Raw genomic sequence first — 18,497 nt, 5'->3', positions numbered from 1 at the left:
CTTTATTTCTAAACAAAGATTTGTTCGATATCCAGCTCCCGTTCGTGAGACAAATCAACGAACCTTCCCTCGACGTTAATTAAGGGCCGGAAGAAGTCCACCGGATTCGTCAGAACGATTGTGCCGAGCTGTCCATTCGTTAGCTGGAGCTTCTTTCCGACAAAATTAGGAACCATATTCCGAATAAACACCTGTGTAATGCCAGGGTCCAGCTCTCCGAAGCTGCAGCGATGGATTTCACGGAGAACATGCAGCAGATTGCGGGCCTTCTGATATGTGCGATTGGAGATCATGGCGCTATACACATCGGCGACCGCTACGATTTTGGACATACGGGACATTTCATGTCCTTTAATCCGCAGGGGATAGCCGGTCCCGTCCAGCCGCTCATGATGCTGCAGCGCCGCGACCGCCAAGCTTTGCTCGAAGCCGGATTGCTTCAGCATCTCATACCCGAAAATGGTATGCTTTTTAATTTCTTCGTACTCCTCATCGGTAAGACGCGAAGGCTTCTGAAGGATGTCTATGGATACCTTGCTCTTGCCTATATCGTGCAGATAGCCCGCTTTTCCCGCCAATAACGCTTCGTCTTCCGACTGCCCCAGCCATTTCGCAATGTAATAAGAGATCATGCCTACTTGGACGCTATGCTGGTAAGTGTAATCGTCCTTCGTATTTAGAGCGATCAGAAGCGAGACGACGTCTTTTTCCTGCTTGAAGTGTTGAACGAGCGGGGTGAAACCGTTCTCCACTTGCTCCTCATGGAGCTTCCCTTCATGAAGTACTTGCTCAAACACAAGCTTGATGTTGTCGACCGCGTTGCTGTATGCTTCTGCTTGCTGCTCTTGGACTGTTGAGACGGTGAGCCTGGAATTTTCCACTTGCAAATCAATGTCGACATAATCCAAGTCATGTCGCTGCAGTTTAGCAATATCCTCCGCATGAAGAACCGTATGAGCGGATAGCACAAGAAGCCCGTGCTTGTTGAAGGTATCCGACCCCAAACGATCGCCAACCCGCACATCATAAATGGGAACCCGCAAAAGAATTCACCTCAAAATAAAAAATATTGTGCGATTTCCCTAATCATACCAGCATTCGGATTGGCAAACAATGTCGAACTGCGCGATTTGAAGTAAAATTTTACTAAAAATTTATTAATAATTATTGAAAATTTAACACAAAAATTCCATTAAGTTACATTCCGATATAACGGCTATAAAGGCTCTTGGCCAATACTGGATCATCCGTTCCTTGGACCAGCATCCGTCCGCCTTCAAACAGCACAAACGTGATTTCGTCATCCAGCCGGAACTTGAGCAGGAACGGATTCAGCTCCACTTCGCCCAGCGGACGCAATCGCTCCGCCCATTCCTTTAGGCTTAGCGCGGAAGGCCTAACCGGCTGAATCTGCACGGAGTTTCTCCCGCATAGCGTTTGCAGCGTATCCTCATGCATGAATGCTTCCAAATATTCATAACGTCCTTCCGCACAGCAGGGGCAGTCCGCTTTCCGGGCTTTGCTCACGTCAACGGCCGAGTATTGGTTGTACCACAGATCCCAGTGGACCATCCGCCGATTGCGCTGCTCGTGAGCGCCGACGAGCAGCTTCATGGCCTCGGTCGCCTGATGTGAAGCGACCGTATGTATGATCGGCCCGATGACGCCGGCCGTATCGCACGTCTCGGTCGTTCCCTGCGCCGGGGGCTGCCCGAAGAGGCAGCGCAAGCAAGGCGTCTCTCCGGGAACGACGGTAAGGCTTACGCCGCGGGAGCTGACCGCGCCGCCGTAAATCCACGGGATGCCGTGCTTAAGGCTCACGTCATTGATCAGGAACCGCACCGCGAAGTTGTCGGTTCCGTCCAGGATGAGCTGCACATCCGTCAGCAGCTCTTCCGCATTGGTCGCGTTCAGGTCCGCGACCACCGGTTCGACCGCGACCTGCGAGTTCGCGGCCCGGAGCCGCGCCGCTGCGGCGACGGCCTTCGGCGACGAGCCGGCCGCATCGGCTTCGTCGTACAGCATCTGCCGCTGCAGATTGCTGGTCTCGACGAAGTCGCGGTCGATCAGGCGCACGAAGCCGACCCCTGCGCGAATCATATGGTTCGCGAGGACGGTGCCGAGGGCGCCCATGCCTACGATGGCGACACGTGCCTCGTGAAGCTTCGCTTGGCCTTCCGGCCCGATCGGGAGGAATAACATTTGCCGAGAGTAGCGGGCAAGGTGGCTAAGATCTCCGTTCTCCTGTATGTGGCTTGCTTCATTCATGTTCATGCTGCCCCTCCTCCTTCGGGAGTCGATTGGCCGGGACCGGCTGTAGGATCCCAGGGCCCCAGCTGATGGCCCTTCCATTCGGAGCCGTCCTCCCAATTTTCTTTCTTCCATATCGGTACAATTTGCTTCAGTCGCTCAATGGCATACCGGCTCGCTTCGTAAGCGGCGGCGCGATGGGGGGCGGAAACGGCAATCACCACGCTAATTTCACCGATCCCCACGGTGCCCAGACGATGGGTAATGGCGCATAACGCCCCGTCCCACCTCTCCCCGATCTCCGAGCAGATTTGCTCCATCGTCTTGAGAGCCATAGGCTCGTAAGCCTCATATTCTAGCAGCGTCGTTCTCTTCCCGAAGGTAAATTCCCTCGTGGTTCCGACAAAGGAGAGCGACGCACCGTGGTTCGGATGAATCACCTTGCCGGTGACCTCTTCTACAGAAATCGGATCCTTAGTAATACATACAAGGTTCCCCGACGTCCGGTGCAGCTCTTCCTCCGTCGGTTCTCCGCCCGATACCGGAGGGATGATCGCAATTTCATCCTTCTCGGTGAGAAGCAGCTCCGGCTCGGCGTAAGCTTGATTTACCGCAATGAAGGATTGCTGCAGCGAGCGCGCTGCGTGAGGATACAGCTCTGCCAGCTTCTCCTTAAGCGCCTCTACCGTAAGGGATTCCTGCTCGATATGTAAAGTCAGCTCGGATCCGCCTAGCTGCTCGGCGAGTCCTGCAAACAGCAATAGTTGAAGTTTCATGACGCCTCCACGACTTCCTTTTTTCCTTTCAGCATATCATATTTTTCATGGGAAATGGTATAATGGGATGAGTTTGGCTGTGGTTTTGGACTTAAGGCAAGGGAGGCATAACGATGCAAATTCACGTATATGATGAAATACATGGGAGCGGACAACTTACCGTTCAGGAAATGGCTTCGCTGGCCGGCGGCGGCTTTGCTCTGCAGGAGCGCGTTCCGTCCGTCTCCGGCAAGGCCTTCGATCTGAAGCGCTGGTATGCCGGATGGCGCGGGCAGCAGGGAGGGGAGAACGACAGACTGCCGGTCCTTCTTCAAGTTGAGGCGGCGGATGAATTTCAGGCAACGATTCCATGGGATCAGCTCGATCAGGCATGCTTCTTGTACGAGCAGGAAGATGGCAATCCGCTGAAGAAAGGGTTTCCGCTTCGTCTCTACGTTCCGGACGGCAGCAGCGAATGCTTAAATGTCAAAAGCGTTGTTACCCTTCGTCTAGGGTATGAAGGGCTTGCTCCGGAGGAGGCAACCTACGGCTTCAAAAACACGGTGAGCCTGGACGATCTGAAGCTTCGCAAATAGAGCAGCCTTCGAAGCCGCTAAACGAAAGGAGAGCGCTTATGAATGCTGATCGAAACCGTCTGCGAATCCTCCATACGAACGATCTGCATAGCCGCTTCGAGCAAATGCCGAAGATTGCGGCGGTCATCCGGAGGCTGCGGTCGGAAGCCGGCGAGGAGCACACCGTTACGCTGGACATTGGAGATCATTTGGATCGAATGTTTCCGGAAACGGAGGGCACGGAGGGGCTTGCGAACATCGCTGTGCTGAATGCAACGGGCTACGACGCCGTGACGCTAGGCAATAATGAAGGACTGACCTTCAGCAGGAGCATGCTTGCCAAGCTGTATGCCGAGGCTCAGTTTCATATCGTCGCCAGCAACTTGCCGGAGACGGCCACCGGGGAGCTGCCCGAGTGGGCCCTGCCGTATCAAATCCTTACCAAATCAGGAATCCGGATTGGCTTGATAGGGGTCACGGCTTATTTTACAGAGTACTATCGCTTGCTCGGGTGGGATATTCAGGAGCCGCTGCAGGTAACGGAGCAGCTCGTTCGTAAGCTTCGTCCCGAGGTCGATGTGCTGATCGTGATGTCTCATCTCGGTCTGCGGCTGGATGAACGGATGGCACAAGAAATTCCGGGCATAGACGTCATTCTGGGCGGACACACGCATCACTTGCTTGAGGAAGCTCAGCGTATGAATCAAGCGCTGGTATGTGCCACAGGCAAATTCGGTCAGTATGTCGGGATCGTCGACCTGGAGCTCGACAGCGTAAGCAAGGCCATCCTATCCTCCTCCGGCTCCGTCATAGCAACCGAACCATTGGAAGAGAACGACTCCGAGGTGAAACAAGTCATCGCGGCGTATTCAGAGCTTGCCAGGCAAACCCTTAGCCACCCGGTGGCCTTCGTGGACAGAGCGCTCCCGCACAATTGGAACGGCGATTCCCCTTTGGGGAATCTTCTTGCGGCGGGACTGCGCCGGGTGACGGAGGCCGAGATCGGGCTTGTGAACGCGGGACAGCTCCTGGGGGATTTGAACTACGGTCCAGTCACGTCCGGAGACTTGCTGGCCTTGTGTCCGTCGCCTATTAATCCGTGCCGCATGACGCTGACCGGAGCACAGCTGCTGCGTGCGCTGGAGCAAGCCTTACTGCCGGAATACACGGAAAAGGCGATTAAGGGTTACGGCTTCCGGGGCAAGGTGCTCGGCACCCTCTGTCTCGATGGAATGATCGTAGAGTATGACCCTGCCGGCAAAGCGGGACGCAAAATCCATCGTGTGCTTGTGGGATCAGCGCCACTTGAATTGCAAAGGTCATACCGTATTGGGACCATCGATATGTTTACCTTCGGAATCGGATACCTCCCGATCGCCGAGGGAACGCATGTAGAATACTTGCTGCCGGACTTCCTTCGCGACGTGCTGCTTCGGGAGCTGCATGCTCCGGGGGCGATTGAGGATAGTCTGCATCGCCGCTGGTTGTCTATCGAGCCATAACTGCGGGAATGCGGCGTTCGTACGGTACCTAATGCTCTGAATTCCGGTTCTTGGGAGGCGTGAAATGTACGATATTTGGGTTGCCGTTATCATCGGTATTGTGGAGGGCTTGACGGAATTTCTGCCGGTTTCCTCGACCGGCCATATGATCCTGACGGGTTATTTGCTGGGAATTCCGGAAAGCGATGAATTTATCAAAACGTTCGAAATCGCGATCCAGCTCGGAGCGATCCTGGCCGTTGTGCTGCTGTATTGGAAACGAATCATGCGATTATTCGGCCTTACCAAGTCCGATAAACCGGGACCGAGACTGAATCTGTTCCATATTGCGATTGCCATTGTACCTGCCCTCGGATTGGCTTATGTGCTGAAGGATTTTATAAAAGGCCAGCTGTTCTCGCCGACCACCGTCCTCATTGGGCTTGTCCTCGGAGGGATTCTTCTCATTATTGGGGAGAAGCAGCAAGGCACGGTGACGACCGAGGATGTGGATCAGATTACTTATAAGCAGGCTCTCATGGTCGGCTTATGGCAGATTCTCTCGATCTGGCCGGGGTTCTCCCGCTCCGGATCGACGATCGCCGGGGGGATGCTGTCCGGCATGAGCCGGGCTGCCGCCGCTGATTTTACATTTATCATCGCCATCCCTGTCATGGTTGTGGTGACCGGTTACGAGATGCTCAAAAGCTTCGATCAGTTTTCTTCAGAGCAGTTCGGTTTCTTCACAACAGGGTTCGTTGTATCGTTTATTGTTGCGCTGTTGGCCGTCGTTACGTTCATCAAGTTCGTTCAGCGGTTCAGCTTGTCTTATTTTGCCTACTACCGATTCCTGATTGCCGCGGTGTTCTGGATGTTTCTGCTTCGTTAGGTTAAGTGGGCCGGGGTCCTAATTTGATTAGGACTTTCGGCTTTCTTGTTTTTTTTGTCATAAAATTAATAAAAAAGTAGAAAAATGCATCAAAAGATAGTTGCCATTTTTTGACGGATCTTTTACTCTTATCATACAGCCTTATTCTAAAAAAAATTTAAGAAAGTAGACGTGACACTTCTATGCGCTTGCTGCCTATCGCGAAGATCATACCCGGGATGAAGCTTGGCAAAAAGATATACAACAGCGACGGTTTGGTCTTGCTGAATGAAGGGGTGGAGCTCTCCTCGTCATTGATCAAGCGTTTAGGAGATCACGGTGTAGATTTTGTTTATATAAGTGACCCCAGAACTGATGACATTGTAATACGGGAGCTTATCTCGGATGAGACGCGCGCTGCAGCCATTTCCGGAATCAAGCAGTCCTTCCGCACGGCTATGGAGGATCACATGAAGCGTAAAGCGGTTGGCGCCTTGCAGGTGGGCAAGGTGTTCCGCAATTTGCTGACGATGATTCTCGACGATCTCAGCAGCCATAAAGACGCGATGATCATGCTGACCAATATTCATACAATGGATGATTATTTATATCAGCACTCTCTTAACGTATGCATATACTCAACGATGCTTGGAATGGCTCATGGGTATTCCAGAGAGGAGCTCATGACGCTGGGACTCGGCTCGCTGCTGCACGATATAGGCAAGACTCAGATCCCTATACAGCTTTTGCGCAAGAACGACAGACTGACCGATGAGGAATATCTTGTGATCAAGAAGCATGCGGAATTCGGCTACCGCTTCCTGAAGGACGAGCCTAATATCCCGCTGCTCTCCGCTCACTGCGCCTTCCAGCACCATGAGCGTGTTGACGGTTCGGGTTATCCCCGGGGCTTAAAGGGGGACGAGATCCATGAGTATGCCCGATGGATCGGACTCGTCGACTCGTATGACGCCATGACGACCCATCGGGTGTACCGCAGAGCGATGCTTCCTCATCAGGCAATGGAGATTTTGTATGCCGGCACGGGAACTCTCTATGATATGAAGAAGATCGAACTGTTCCGGGACAAAATCGCAATCTATCCGCTTGGCGTCACCGTTACGCTGAATACGGGCGAAACGGGAGTTGTGTGCGATCTGAATCCTTCCGTTCCGCATCGGCCCACGGTACGTATTCTGAAGAATGCCTATGGGGAAGATATTCAGTCCCCTTTCGATATTGATTTGTCGCAGCAGATGACGCTGCTTATTACCGGTGTAGGTGAAGAGAACGCGGTTACGCCGGTATAATGCAAAGGCGGTTCCTTGCGGGAGAAAGTCCTTCCACAAGGGACGGCCTCTTTGTTTTCAGAAAGCCGTTCGGTTTTCTTTTGTGACGGGTTGCGATACAATAAAATGAAAATAAACCTCAAGAGTCAGGTGTGAAGAATTACCATGTCAGAAGGAATACAGAATACATTTCGGGCGGAACTGGACCCGATTACCCCTGAGAACGACCCGTGGGAGCCGATTCGCTCCAGAAGCCGGCATCATAAACACGTTCTTACCAGCGTAGAGTTAACCGTAACGAATTTGTGCAATATGCGTTGTGAGCACTGTGCTGTAGGCGATTCGCTGCTGATGACCGAAGGGCCGAGAATCCCCCTGTCTGCGATTCTGAAGCGGCTCGATGAGGTCGAGCATTTGGAAACCATCAGCATCACCGGAGGTGAGCCGAGCTATCATGAGCAGACCGTTCGCGATTATATCGTGCCCATCTTGCGTTATGCCAGAGAAAGAGGGATTCGATCCCAGATTAATTCGAATGTGACGCTCGATTTGCACCGCTATGAGCTGCTCGCTCCTTATCTGGACGTCATGCATATTTCGTTCAATTATTTGAATGCGGACGACTTTTATCAAGTGGGTTTTGTTCGTGCAGACCGCAAGGTGTCCAAGGATACGGCCGCCCGCCTGTATGAACGGATGGTAGAGAACACGATGGCCCTCAGCCGCGGCGGCATGTTCGTATCCGCGGAGTCGATGATCAATTACCGGACGCATGAGAAGCTGCCGGCGATCCACCGGTTGATCAGTGAAATGGGCTGTCGACGCCACGAGGTGCATCCGATGTACCCGAGCGCCTTTGCCGCCCAGCTTCCGGTGCTCAGTCTGGAGCAGATTCGCACATCGATTCACGATTTGCTTGACCATCGCAATCAGGAGCTCTGGATGCTGTTCGGCACGCTGCCCTTCTATGCTTGCAGCTCCTCCGATGCCGATCTCGAATTGATTTGGAGACTCAGGAAGGAGCCGAATGTAACGGTACGGAACGACCCGGACGGCCGCAATCGATTGAATGTCAACTTATTTACGGGCGATGTCTATGTGACAGATTTCTCGGATGTTCCCCCACTCGGCAATGCTCATCGGGATACGCTGGATCAGGTGTTTGAGCGATGGAAGCAGCATCCGCTGAATGATGCCGTTGATTGCTATTGCCCTGCCGCCTCCTGCTGCGGACCGAATTTGCTTGTTATGGATGCTTATTATAAAGGCTTGAATTTCAAAGAACGCCAGGCGGTCATTTAAACCGGATGCTTCAGTCAGACGCAACTTGACGAAAAGAGGGGAGCCTCATACGGTGTCATTGCGAGCTGTAGTTTTATGCGCTGTCGGATTTGTGCTGCTGTACGGATTGTTTACCATCGGATTCCCTTTCTTGCTGGCCTTGCTGGGAGCAATTTTTTTGGAGCCTTTGGTTACATTAAGTATGAAGTATTTGCGTTTCCCTCGGATGGTTGCTTCAGCTTTGGTTTGCACATGGTTTACCGCCTTACTGCTTGGCTTTGTTTATTTGCTGGGGTTCAAAATCGTCTCTGAGGTCATTCAGCTATGGAACCATAGTCCTGCCATTTTGAACGGGGCGAGATTGTTTTACGATGATACCTCAGAGCGTACGCGGCTCTTCTACGATTCACTGCCTTTGGGTGTAGCCGAGCAGCTCCAAGGAATTCTGGAGTCAGGCATAACCTCCCTGGCGGAAAGCGTCAAGGATGTATTGACGGCGGTTTCGATGTATTTTTTAAACGTAGCGAAGGCGATTCCCAACATGCTTGTCTTTGTCGTGGTCTTCATCATTAGTCTATATCTCATGTCTTTCCAATTACCCAGCTTATATCAGTCCTTCCTGAATTTGTTCGATAAACGTTCTAGACCTAAGGTGGCAAGTGTGCTTACCGATTTGCGGAGAGCCTTGGTCGGATTTTTGTTTGCCCAGACGCTGATCAGCTTTCTGACCTTCCTTGTTACAGCTGCCGGGCTGCTGTTTCTGCGGGTCGATTACCCTTTGGCCATTGCGTTGGTCATCGTCCTTGTAGATGTCCTGCCTATCCTTGGAACAAGCGCCGTCTTCGTACCCTGGATCATCTACTGTCTGCTCGCGGGGAATACGCAGTTGGCTGTGGGGCTGCTGATCCTGCTGCTTTTCATTATGATTTTCCGGCGTCTCATCGAACCCAAAATTATTGGTGAGGCTGTAGGGATTCATGCGCTAGCCGCACTTATCAGCATGTATATCGGCTTTCAGTTGTTCGGGGTGATCGGGCTGCTGCTCGGTCCGGTCGTGATCATCATTTATCAAGCACTGCGTCGTGTAGGGCTTCTGCACCTTACGATCAACTTGGATAAAGCTTAAACGCACGATGGAGGACACAGATGGAGACAACTAGACTGACTGCCAAAAAGCATGCAAAGCTGACGACCGTTAAGCTGCTGCGCCGTATTTTCTTCCTTACCCTGGGGGCTGCTCTCGTCTCCGTCGGACTGGAAATTTTCCTCGTTCCCAACTCTATCATCGACGGTGGGGTTGTCGGTATTTCGATCATTTCGTCCTATTTGTTCGGAGGACCGCTCGGGCTGTACTTGCTGCTGCTGAATCTGCCGTTTCTGTTTGTCGGGTATAAGCAAATCGGAAAAACCTTCGCTTTGTCCACCTTGTTTGCCGTCATCATCATGTCCATCGGAACGTACAAGCTGCATCCGGTGGCCCCGTTAACGATAGATCCGCTTCTTGCCGCCGTCTTCGGCGGGATTATTGTCGGTATCGGGGTGGGGATGGTGATTCGTTCCGGAGGCTCGCTGGACGGCACGGAAATCGTGGCCATCCTGGTAAGCAAGAAAAGTCCGTTTTCTGTAGGCGAGATTGTGATGTTCTTCAACTTCTTCATTCTGGGGAGTGCGGGATTTGTCTTCGGATGGGACCGGGCGATGTATTCATTGATTGCCTATTATATTGCCTTTAAGATGATTGATCTCACCATCGAAGGCTTCGGAGAGTCGAAGTCTGTCTGGATCATCAGCGACAGCGTTCGGGACATCGGGGACGCCATCATTCAGCGGCTTGGCCGCGGCGTTACGTATCTCAGCGGCGAGGGAGGATTTACGGGCGATGACAAGCAGGTTATCTTCTGTGTCGTCACCCGGCTGGAGGAGGCGAAGCTGAAGTCCATCGTGGAGGAGATTGACCCGACGGCCTTCCTCGCGGTCGGCAACATTCACGATGTGAAGGGCGGACGCTTTAAGAAGAAAAACATACATTGATCCACAGCACCTCTACTTGCTCATTAGAAACGATGGGCGGGCGAGGTGTTTTTTATGTTCCTGGGGCTAGGTGCTCTGCAGCTGCTGGATAAATAATACCAGTATTCCGGGAGCTTGTAAGCTCATAACAGACAGGCAATGTCTATATAAATAGAGGTAGTGGTTGTAAGATGAGCTCCTTACTGAAGCTCGGTCCAACGTATCACTTCCGTGGTTGTACAAAGGAGGTATGGCTTGTGAATCAACAGAATCAACAAGTGAAGGTATGGTTTCCCTTCGTCAGTCCCAATGACCCTTGCCCCCCGATCGAATGCAAAACCTTCGTCACACCGCCAAATCTTTATATCCCGTTTCAGCCGCCGGGATTGCCGCAATATTCACCTATAGAGGCACTGCGTAGAGGAACGCTGTGGCCTGCCCTGTTCAGTCCTTACGAGCCCAAACGAAACGAATCTTAACTCGAGGAGGGATGTTCTATGACCCATGCATTGCCGGAAAAATATTACACCACCCTTCATGAGCTTCAGGCCATCGATTTTGTCCTCGTGGAGCTGACCCTGTACCTTGACACCCACCCCGATGATGAACAGGCCATCAGGCAGTTTAATCAATTCACTCATCAGCGGCTGCAGGTGGCGCATCAATTTCAGATGGAATTCGGACCGCTTACGCAGTACGGCCACAGCTTCGGCTTCAGCAAGCATCCATGGCAGTGGGCGGAAGGCCCTTGGCCGTGGCAGGTATAGGCACGCACGTGGCGCTTAACGTTGTAAAGCAGGCTGAGCTTTAATCGTTGCAGCGCCATGGCAGGGTTCTCTTAAACATTCGTTAACGGAGGGGAGCGTACTATGTGGATCTATGAGAAGAAGCTGCAGTATCCGGTACGGGTCGGCAAGTGTGACGTACGCATGGCCAAACTGCTCTTGGAGCAGTATGGCGGAGCGGATGGAGAATTGGCAGCTGCGTTACGGTACTTAAACCAACGTTATTCGATACCGGATAAGGTGATCGGGCTGCTGACGGATATTGGGACGGAGGAATTTGCACACCCATGTTATAGGTGTGCAAATCGGGGATAAAGTTTGAGGGTAAAATCGTCTAACCGCTGGTGCTTTTCCTTACGGTACACGACTTGCTGCAGTACTAACTTCAGGAGCTCGTTCTTCTTAGCCGGATCTTCCGATTGGCTGTAGAGATCAAGAACTCGTTCCACCACGGGGATGACTTCCTCCAGTGCCTTTGTCTTGGAAGACTCCAGTTCAACCTCGGTTTTCAGCTTACTGAGTGTTTCCTCGGCTTTCTTCATCTCCTCGGCAATCTCATTCGACCTCTGAACGAACATATCGACCGAATACACCCCTAATTCGAGCAGCTTGTGCAAATTCCCCTTTTGTGTGTGAAGATCGCTCAGATCCTTTTCTACGGCTTTTAGCGCGTTCCTTTTCACTTCCGTTTGGGAAGAGGTATCGGGAATGTCCCGCTGATGCTTGTCCCATTGTATTCGGTATTCCTGAAGCCACTGCTGCAGCCCCTTGATGACCTTATCTTCAACGTAAGAGAACCTGGCGCTTTTGTTAGTGCAGTATTGATTCGAGCAAATTAAATGAGCCGGCTGTTTGGTATAGGGTCTGTACACCATTGCCGCGTTGCAGACATCGCATCGAACCAGTCCGGCAAGAGGGTTCGATATTTTTCCATTCGGAGTAGGGACACGTGTTTTCTGCTTGAAGATCTGCTGAGCAGCTTCGAACTGCTCCTTGGAAATGATAGGTTCGTGCTTTCCCTGGACAAGCGTATACTCCTCAGCTCGGGGCCGCGAGGTCCGTGACTCGCCTTTCACCTTGGTCGTCTTTCTATGATCCCAGCGTATCATCCCTGTGTAGGTAGGATTCTGGAGGATATCGCGTATCGTTGCCACGATCCACTTAGACCCTCTTTGGGTTGGTATTTGCAGCTCCGTAAGCTTTCTGCAGATGGTAGCCGTACCGATCTTCGTTATCTCACCGTTTTCATCTAAATATCCGTTCGTATACCAGTCATAGATTAGCTTAACTATGTTGGCCTGCTCCGGATGAGGTTCGAGGGTGAGGCTTCCATCTGGAAGTCTCTTCTTCTGATAGCCATAGGGAGGAGTATTTCCGATATAGTTTCCTTCCCGGACAGAAGCTAATCTGCCGCGCTGTAAGCGCCGGTTGATGATCTTGAGCTCCTTACGGGCCATGAACTGCTCAAATTCGCTGTATTCTTCGTCCCATTCGTCATTGAGGTCATAGGTCTTGCGAGGGGTGATGATCTTTGTGTTCGAGTTCTTGAAGGTCTCCTGAATCAATCCCTGCTCTTGCATGTTGCCGCGGCCTAAGCGGTCGACGTCCATGACCAGTACCGCGTCGTAAGTTCCGTTTTCTACTTCCTTGAGGAGCTCCAGCATTTCAGGGCGGTTCATTAGACTCTCACCAGATACGATTTCTTCACGGATTTTTATTATGTTAAGGTCGCGATCCTGGGCTACCTTTAGCAGCGTCTTGCGATGTTTGGCGAGAGTTTCGCCTTCGCCGCGATTCTCGGCTTCTAAATCGGCGCGGGATTTACGTAAATAGATGCACACTCTGTCCATTTGTACCTCCAAGTTAGAAGTATATTGGTAGGATAACACCTCAGTATATAGAGAGACAAGCAGAAGCGTGTGTTATAGTCGAGCAAATGGTAGTATAATTACAGAATCGGTTATCTATTTCGAAAGGACATAATTAAATGTATTTAGATTTCCATAAGTTTCATGAATTTGATTTAAGATATAATCCAGCTCATATGTTTTTGGTCAATGCATACGGTGATTTAATTAATTTTAGGGGTGCGATTAATTTTTTTGAGACACAAATAGAGAATCATCTTGATCTGTCTGTTCCTGAAAAGAAAGATCCTTTAATAATTCCCTTTGTAAATGATAAGGAGAACTATAAAAGTATTATCTATTCTTCAATGATAATTTCTATTTACTCTCTTATGGAGAATCATTTACTCAAATTGTGCCAGTTGCATAAATTGTTTTATCCAAACGATCCTGATATAAAAGATCATAAAGGGAAAAGTGGAGTTAAAAAGTTCGCACAGTATTTAAATAAAACAGCTGGATGTACAGACGTATATGGTAGTAGATGGGGAGAAATAGATGCATGGAGAAAAGTAAGAAATTGCTTAATTCATGACAACGGGATCCCCAAACCCGATGATGCTGAAATATTTACATCTATTTTAAATCTAGTTGTTGTAAAAAAAGAATATGTAATTATCAATGGAGAAGATTGTAGAAAGTATATCGATTTGATAGAAGATTATTTATTCTTTTTAACCCACCAATTAAAATTCGATATTAGAGAGAGACAGAAAAAAACATGATCAATAGTTACCTGCCAACTCACGGGGTATAATAATGCTCAAAACATGTGAATGTAAGGTTGTTTTTTTGGAAGTTGAAAAAAAACAAAAAAGAGCGCTTGTGAAACTAAAAGCGCTACTTTTGTATGTTCTATTCAATTACTACACAGCTTCTGATTTTAAATTAGCGGCAAGCAGGTCTTGAAGTTGTTCTTTTATTTCTTGGATGGCTATTGATCGATTATACTCAACTTTTTCTATTCCATCATAAAAGCTTGTCAATGACAACAGTTTGTCGTTTAGATCAAATTTATAGACAAATTTAGCATATATTCCTGCACCCATTAGGCAAGATGACTCCACTGTAAGTCCTTCAGACTCTTTGTACATGTTCACATACTGATAGTGATCTAATTTAGCATTGGATACTAGTTCGTATGGTGTTATTTTTGGTGAGTAAATCTCGTCATAAAGTTTATTCAATAATGTTTCCACGCGTCTAACTCCCTTTCGGAAATCTGAGATTAAGTGTTGAACGGAGATAGCTGACTATTGTTTCCAATTCTTGTTCAGCTCTCGGCCAATCTTCAACCGACCATTCGCTCCTCTTACCACCAATAGCATCATTTAGTCTGTTTTCAAGGTAAATCGCAAGGATTTCACCGTTCATTTCTTTGTGTTGAGTTATCCATCTATACTTTGCAGCAAAAACCGAGGGAGAACTTTTTAGCTGCGTTCCGTTCATATCTAAATTATACTCGTCAAGAAGGTCAGGTACAATTTCAAATTTTATCTTTCTGTCAATTCTTTTTCTAGAACGGTCCACAAATAGATCAGGGCGCAAGAGTCTTTGCTTATCAGTATTTTCTTCAGCTTGTCGTAACATCTGAATTGCTTTATCTTTTGAAATATTAAGCAATTCCATCATTTGAGTTATTTTTGCTGATTCTTCGGCAAGTCGCTCATTACGCTTTTGAATGAGTTCGGATTCAATAAAACTGTCGACTTCGAGTGAAGCATTTCCTTCTTCAAATGCAATTCCAAACGATTTATTTTTAGTCGATTCAGAGTCCTTGGGATTAATATTAGAGTCTTCTTTAATTTTCAATATGATATCTTTTTTTCTAAGTTCTTCTTTATAATATTCCCAAAGTTTTTCTAATCCGAGTTCTTTATGATAGACAACCGCGGCAATATTATCCTCAGGAATTGTTGTAATATCTTCAGTTGAATCAATTGATCTTAATACTCTTCCGATGAACTGTGCGTATGGTAGCAAGCCCTTGTAAGGTCTAAAAATAGCTGCTACAGACAAATATTTATGATCGTACCCTTCACCGAGCATTGCCACGTTCACGACGACTTTTACTTTATGCTTTTCAATTTTATCAAGTTCGATTTGCCGGGTGACTTTTTCTTGTTCACTATGTACTAATGCAACAGGATAACCTTTGACTTCATACATCTCTTTCAATTGTTCAGCATGCCAGATGCTAGATGCTACAGCAATGATTTTATGTGGAAATTTACTAATCGACAGCTTTTCCTCCAACAGTTCTATACTTCTATCTATAATTACGTTGTTACTTTCTTTTGAGAGAGCTACCGAACGATTGATCCAGTCTTCTTCTTTTAAACCTAACGCCCTAATTTCTTCGATGGTATATAACTTATCTTCATTTTGATCAATAGACAAGTATAACTTTTCTGGAACATGAGTTATTTTCTCTAGAGTCTTCACGTATCCATTGGCCATGGCTTCTCTTAATTTATATTCGTAGACGTCTTTACCTTGGATAGGCTTACCATCAGTTCTGAAAGGAGTACCGGTAACCTTTACAACCTTAGCACTGCTAAAATAATCAATGGCTTCTTGCCAGGTTTTTGCTTCGGCATGATGTGCTTCATCAATTATGATGAGATCAAAAAAGTCAGGGTCAACTTTTTTCAACAAAGATGACTTTAGACGTTTCTGGAGTTTATGAATATTCAAAATCACGATGTTGGCATACTTTAGAAGATTCACGTCATGACTTGTTTCATATTCAATCACAGAAGGCAGTTCTTCTCGATGTTCGAATACCTTTGTCATAATCCAGAAATTCCGATCGAACTCAGGATCTAACGAACCAAGAACTGCATCCTTAATAACAAGTTGAGGAGTAATAATGAGTGTCCGGCTATTTGAGAGGCTGTAAGGGATTATTCCCATTAACCCCGTCTTTCCTGTTCCAGTTGGTAGAACAACCTTAGCATGCTCACTGCTTTTAGTAATAGTAAAATGGTCGAATACCGCCTGATAAGCCTCAATTTGAGGGGCTCTGAGATTCATATTTTCAAGAATATAGGGTTTAGCTTGCATAAAATAGTCTTTAGAGTATTCAAACATTTATAAATGCCCCCTGATAAGAATTTTATCTTAGACTCGTATTACTCATCCGACGATCGGTTATACTCGAATTCAAACCCTTTACAAAAAATAATCTTAGAATGCTTTGGGTAATGTGATTTTATTTTGAATTGCAATGCTTTCAATTTTTGAATTGATAGCAGCATAATGAAGACGGGTTTCCATTGAAGCCCAATCAGCTCTAATCTGCTCTTCTTCCTGCTCTGTGATGTAAGGTGCAATGATAGTTAATCTCTGATTAAAACTGGTATTCATTTCAACATTAACAAATTCAGTGAAATAACTGAAATTGACAGGAAAAACTGCGAGGACAGCTGCGATTAAAAACATAATCAGCAAAACTTTCTTTTGTTTGCTTTCCTCCATTGCAAATAGTTTTTCTTTAAATCGATTTCGTGATTTTTTTAGTAGAATTACCAGAATAAACGCGATCAATAATCCCAATAATATACCTGCCAATAATCCGAGCAAAGTTAAATTAATGGTATTTACTTGACTTCTTGCAGCTTTAGAATAAAGGAAATCAATTAATCCAGAAAAAGAATTAGCTAAGAAATTCAAAAGAATCTTATTCAACCAGTTAAGTATTGGCTGAAATAATATTAAAAAAATCGCTGAAGAAATAATGCCACCAATTATATTAATTCGCATTTCTTTTCCAGATACCCCCAAGATTTTTTTCTATAATCAACAAAGCTAGAATCTCCTAACTGTCTTACTCATCCGACGAGAGATGGCTTCTTCATCTCGGAAACGCTCCGCCTCCATCTCTCTCCACGTCTTCAACAACCCCATCTTCGACATGTAAGTCTCTGATCCACATGCTTCACAATATCGCGCGTCAGGTGGGTTGATCTCGCCGCAGTTGCTTCTTGGCATATCTAGTTGATTTTGACAGTCATTGTACAAAAAAAGACCGCACATTTTGCAGTACGACGCTTTCTCGGAGAACTTGTTATGTCCGCACCGAGGGCACATTTTAAAGCGGCCGTTTGAGTCGGACTGAAAATTCATGAATTTAACGTTCATATATTTCACCTCTGCCGAGACTTTATGGATATGACGATTAGGTAATGGCACAGGAATATTGGAGCAATAATTAACTTCTTTGAAGTAAGGTGCGAAATTCTTTTCGTAGAAAGTATGGCCGAAATCGTCCACGTTCCTCTGGAAACGAACTAGCTCTTGCGCACGATACTTAGCAGCTTGCCTTGAAATTTTGCAAATGAATTCAATGTCAGCGGCAAGTGTAGCACCAAGTTTAGAAAGCACATAGGAGGGGGCCAGCAACTCCTGAGCAAAAAGATCAGCTTCGTTCTCTAAGGTTCGATATTGGTATTGAGTCAGCCCGCCGCGGTTAATGGAAGTGAGCTCATAATCGAAAAGATGATTTAAAAAGATGTGCCCGATCTCATGAGCTAATGTCCATCGAATCCGCTCAGAACTGTATCCTGCAGTGTCATCATAGATGGTCAGATATTGCTTTCCATTCCAGACGGTAACGGCATCCGCTTTGGTAGCCCTGAGTCTCAGTGGATCAGTAGCTCCGTATAGCAATTCTGCTTCTGATAGTTTAAAGAGCAGCCAGTTATTTTTCTTATAATAAACAAAAGGATTAACCGGCAATGAATCAATCCCGAACCTCTCCATAAAAACGAGAGCCCCTTGCTTAGCAAATTGTCTACGAGGAACCATGGGGATTTTCTTCATGCTGTTAGTCCTTTTTTTTGTTGCCTTGCTCATATAGGAAATCAATGAAGCTTTTTGCCTGCTCCAATTGGTCGGGAGGCAGCTCTTTTGCTCGGGCAATCATTCGGTAAATGGATTCATCTTGCACTTTAATTTGATCTGAGTATTCACTTGATTCCAAAAGTCTACCCAGTAAATAGTCAGCGTTTACATCGAAAATGTCAGAGAATTTAGCAAGAAGGTAATCTTCGACAGGACGTTTATTCGCTTCTATTCTCGACAGAACACTATTGTTGATACCTGCTTTATCTGCAAGTTCTAGTTGAGTCCATCCCTTTTTTTCGCGGAGTGCTTTGATTCGATCACCAATCTTCATAAGGTCACCAACTTTCCGATTTAGCAATTCTATTTTAACATTTTTCCATATTAGAAAAAACGACTTTGCTAAAACAACAAAAAAATGTTGACTTTGCTGAATTAGCAAAGTATATTA

19 protein-coding genes and 1 pseudogene are annotated in these 18,497 nt (G+C 47.5%); 11 read left to right on the top strand and 9 right to left on the bottom strand.

The features are described from left to right. Positions 1 to 8: 8 nt before the first annotated feature. The 3 genes from QMO62_RS12210 to moaD form a co-directional block, all read right to left on the bottom strand. A complete protein-coding gene (locus QMO62_RS12210; protein WP_284641234.1) occupies positions 9 to 1,043 on the bottom strand; it encodes an HD-GYP domain-containing protein in 1,035 nt (344 codons plus the stop codon). A 154-nt stretch (positions 1,044 to 1,197) separates the two neighbouring features. After that, entirely contained in the window at positions 1,198 to 2,268 is a 1,071-nt protein-coding gene (locus tag QMO62_RS12205) for a ThiF family adenylyltransferase (RefSeq protein ID WP_372516716.1), read from the bottom strand. Between the two features lie 2 nt (positions 2,269 to 2,270). Next, entirely contained in the window at positions 2,271 to 3,026 is a 756-nt protein-coding gene (gene moaD / locus QMO62_RS12200; RefSeq protein ID WP_284641232.1) for a molybdopterin converting factor subunit 1, read from the bottom strand. A gap of 113 nt (positions 3,027 to 3,139) precedes the next feature. On the opposite strand from moaD, the gene QMO62_RS12195 reads away from it, so the two are divergent. The 10 genes and pseudogenes from QMO62_RS12195 to QMO62_RS12150 all read left to right on the top strand — a co-directional run. Beyond that, a complete protein-coding gene (locus QMO62_RS12195; protein ID WP_284641231.1) occupies positions 3,140 to 3,601 on the top strand; it encodes a hypothetical protein in 462 nt (153 codons plus the stop codon). A 38-nt stretch (positions 3,602 to 3,639) separates the two neighbouring features. Next, positions 3,640 to 5,082 (top strand): bifunctional metallophosphatase/5'-nucleotidase, encoded by a 1,443-nt coding sequence (locus QMO62_RS12190; RefSeq protein ID WP_284641230.1) that lies wholly within the window; start codon positions 3,640 to 3,642, stop codon positions 5,080 to 5,082. Between the two features lie 64 nt (positions 5,083 to 5,146). Further along, entirely contained in the window at positions 5,147 to 5,950 is an 804-nt protein-coding gene (locus QMO62_RS12185; protein ID WP_284641229.1) for an undecaprenyl-diphosphate phosphatase, read from the top strand. 182 nt (positions 5,951 to 6,132) lie between these two features. After that, entirely contained in the window at positions 6,133 to 7,239 is a 1,107-nt protein-coding gene (locus QMO62_RS12180) for an HD-GYP domain-containing protein (RefSeq protein WP_284641228.1), read from the top strand. 144 nt (positions 7,240 to 7,383) lie between these two features. Continuing rightward, positions 7,384 to 8,520 carry a radical SAM/CxCxxxxC motif protein YfkAB gene (gene yfkAB / locus QMO62_RS12175; RefSeq protein WP_284641227.1) on the top strand — a complete coding sequence of 379 codons (1,137 nt, stop codon included), beginning with the start codon at positions 7,384 to 7,386 and terminating at the stop codon, positions 8,518 to 8,520. A gap of 52 nt (positions 8,521 to 8,572) precedes the next feature. After that, positions 8,573 to 9,625, top strand: a complete 1,053-nt coding sequence (gene ytvI / locus QMO62_RS12170) for a sporulation integral membrane protein YtvI (protein ID WP_284641226.1) — start codon at positions 8,573 to 8,575, stop codon at positions 9,623 to 9,625. A 20-nt stretch (positions 9,626 to 9,645) separates the two neighbouring features. Further along, positions 9,646 to 10,530, top strand: a complete 885-nt coding sequence (locus QMO62_RS12165; protein WP_284641225.1) for a YitT family protein — start codon at positions 9,646 to 9,648, stop codon at positions 10,528 to 10,530. A 236-nt stretch (positions 10,531 to 10,766) separates the two neighbouring features. Next, entirely contained in the window at positions 10,767 to 10,988 is a 222-nt protein-coding gene (locus QMO62_RS12160) for a spore coat associated protein CotJA (RefSeq protein WP_284641224.1), read from the top strand. Between the two features lie 18 nt (positions 10,989 to 11,006). After that, complete coding sequence (locus QMO62_RS12155; protein WP_284641223.1) at positions 11,007 to 11,276, top strand: spore coat protein CotJB; 270 nt, start codon at positions 11,007 to 11,009, stop codon at positions 11,274 to 11,276. Between the two features lie 102 nt (positions 11,277 to 11,378). Further along, a pseudogene (locus tag QMO62_RS12150) lies at positions 11,379 to 11,579 on the top strand (manganese catalase family protein); the annotation flags it as partial. Positions 11,580 to 11,584: 5 nt separating this feature from the next. Here the strand turns inward: QMO62_RS12150 and QMO62_RS12145 are convergent. After that, the gene (locus tag QMO62_RS12145; RefSeq protein WP_284641222.1) at positions 11,585 to 13,144 is read right to left on the bottom strand and encodes a recombinase family protein; all 1,560 of its coding nucleotides are present in this window, start codon (positions 13,142 to 13,144) and stop codon (positions 11,585 to 11,587) included. A gap of 137 nt (positions 13,145 to 13,281) precedes the next feature. Between QMO62_RS12145 and QMO62_RS12140 the strand changes: the two genes are divergently transcribed. Then, on the top strand, positions 13,282 to 13,926 hold the full coding sequence (locus QMO62_RS12140) for a hypothetical protein (protein ID WP_284641221.1): 645 nt from the start codon (positions 13,282 to 13,284) through the stop codon (positions 13,924 to 13,926). Between the two features lie 141 nt (positions 13,927 to 14,067). Here the strand turns inward: QMO62_RS12140 and QMO62_RS12135 are convergent, their stop codons facing one another. From QMO62_RS12135 to QMO62_RS12115, 5 genes are all read right to left on the bottom strand, one after another. Next, positions 14,068 to 14,400 (bottom strand): hypothetical protein, encoded by a 333-nt coding sequence (locus QMO62_RS12135; protein ID WP_284641220.1) that lies wholly within the window; start codon positions 14,398 to 14,400, stop codon positions 14,068 to 14,070. A 4-nt stretch (positions 14,401 to 14,404) separates the two neighbouring features. After that, positions 14,405 to 16,294 carry a DEAD/DEAH box helicase gene (locus QMO62_RS12130; RefSeq protein WP_284641219.1) on the bottom strand — a complete coding sequence of 630 codons (1,890 nt, stop codon included), beginning with the start codon at positions 16,292 to 16,294 and terminating at the stop codon, positions 14,405 to 14,407. A gap of 96 nt (positions 16,295 to 16,390) precedes the next feature. Next, positions 16,391 to 16,987 (bottom strand): hypothetical protein, encoded by a 597-nt coding sequence (locus tag QMO62_RS12125; protein WP_284641218.1) that lies wholly within the window; start codon positions 16,985 to 16,987, stop codon positions 16,391 to 16,393. A gap of 24 nt (positions 16,988 to 17,011) precedes the next feature. Further along, positions 17,012 to 18,058, bottom strand: a complete 1,047-nt coding sequence (locus QMO62_RS12120) for an ImmA/IrrE family metallo-endopeptidase (RefSeq protein ID WP_284641217.1) — start codon at positions 18,056 to 18,058, stop codon at positions 17,012 to 17,014. After that, positions 18,030 to 18,380: a helix-turn-helix domain-containing protein gene (locus QMO62_RS12115; RefSeq protein WP_284641216.1), complete on the bottom strand. Its 351-nt coding sequence runs from the start codon at positions 18,378 to 18,380 to the stop codon at positions 18,030 to 18,032. Before QMO62_RS12115 ends, QMO62_RS12120 begins: the two co-directional genes overlap by 29 nt. Positions 18,381 to 18,497: the final 117 nt, after the last annotated feature.

The organism is Paenibacillus silviterrae, assembly GCF_030167925.1.
GTDB classification, from domain to species: domain Bacteria; phylum Bacillota; class Bacilli; order Paenibacillales; family NBRC-103111; genus Paenibacillus_G; species Paenibacillus_G silviterrae.
This window is presented reverse-complemented; position numbering and strand designations above follow the sequence as displayed.

What these genes read in the sequence shown, in the direction of transcription:
- QMO62_RS12190 (WP_284641230.1), top strand. Translation starts at nt 3,640, where the DNA reads ATGAATGCTGATCGAAACCGTCTGCGAATCCTCCATACGAACGATCTG.
- QMO62_RS12145 (WP_284641222.1), bottom strand. Translation starts at nt 13,144, where the DNA reads ATGGACAGAGTGTGCATCTATTTACGTAAATCCCGCGCCGATTTAGAA.
- QMO62_RS12130 (WP_284641219.1), bottom strand. Translation starts at nt 16,294, where the DNA reads ATGTTTGAATACTCTAAAGACTATTTTATGCAAGCTAAACCCTATATT.
- QMO62_RS12185 (WP_284641229.1), top strand. Translation starts at nt 5,147, where the DNA reads ATGTACGATATTTGGGTTGCCGTTATCATCGGTATTGTGGAGGGCTTG.
- yfkAB (WP_284641227.1), top strand. Translation starts at nt 7,384, where the DNA reads ATGTCAGAAGGAATACAGAATACATTTCGGGCGGAACTGGACCCGATT.
- QMO62_RS12155 (WP_284641223.1), top strand. Translation starts at nt 11,007, where the DNA reads ATGACCCATGCATTGCCGGAAAAATATTACACCACCCTTCATGAGCTT.
- QMO62_RS12165 (WP_284641225.1), top strand. Translation starts at nt 9,646, where the DNA reads ATGGAGACAACTAGACTGACTGCCAAAAAGCATGCAAAGCTGACGACC.
- QMO62_RS12120 (WP_284641217.1), bottom strand. Translation starts at nt 18,058, where the DNA reads ATGAGCAAGGCAACAAAAAAAAGGACTAACAGCATGAAGAAAATCCCC.
- QMO62_RS12195 (WP_284641231.1), top strand. Translation starts at nt 3,140, where the DNA reads ATGCAAATTCACGTATATGATGAAATACATGGGAGCGGACAACTTACC.
- QMO62_RS12205 (WP_372516716.1), bottom strand. Translation starts at nt 2,268, where the DNA reads ATGAATGAAGCAAGCCACATACAGGAGAACGGAGATCTTAGCCACCTT.
- QMO62_RS12180 (WP_284641228.1), top strand. Translation starts at nt 6,133, where the DNA reads ATGCGCTTGCTGCCTATCGCGAAGATCATACCCGGGATGAAGCTTGGC.
- moaD (WP_284641232.1), bottom strand. Translation starts at nt 3,026, where the DNA reads ATGAAACTTCAACTATTGCTGTTTGCAGGACTCGCCGAGCAGCTAGGC.
- QMO62_RS12115 (WP_284641216.1), bottom strand. Translation starts at nt 18,380, where the DNA reads ATGAAGATTGGTGATCGAATCAAAGCACTCCGCGAAAAAAAGGGATGG.
- QMO62_RS12140 (WP_284641221.1), top strand. Translation starts at nt 13,282, where the DNA reads ATGTATTTAGATTTCCATAAGTTTCATGAATTTGATTTAAGATATAAT.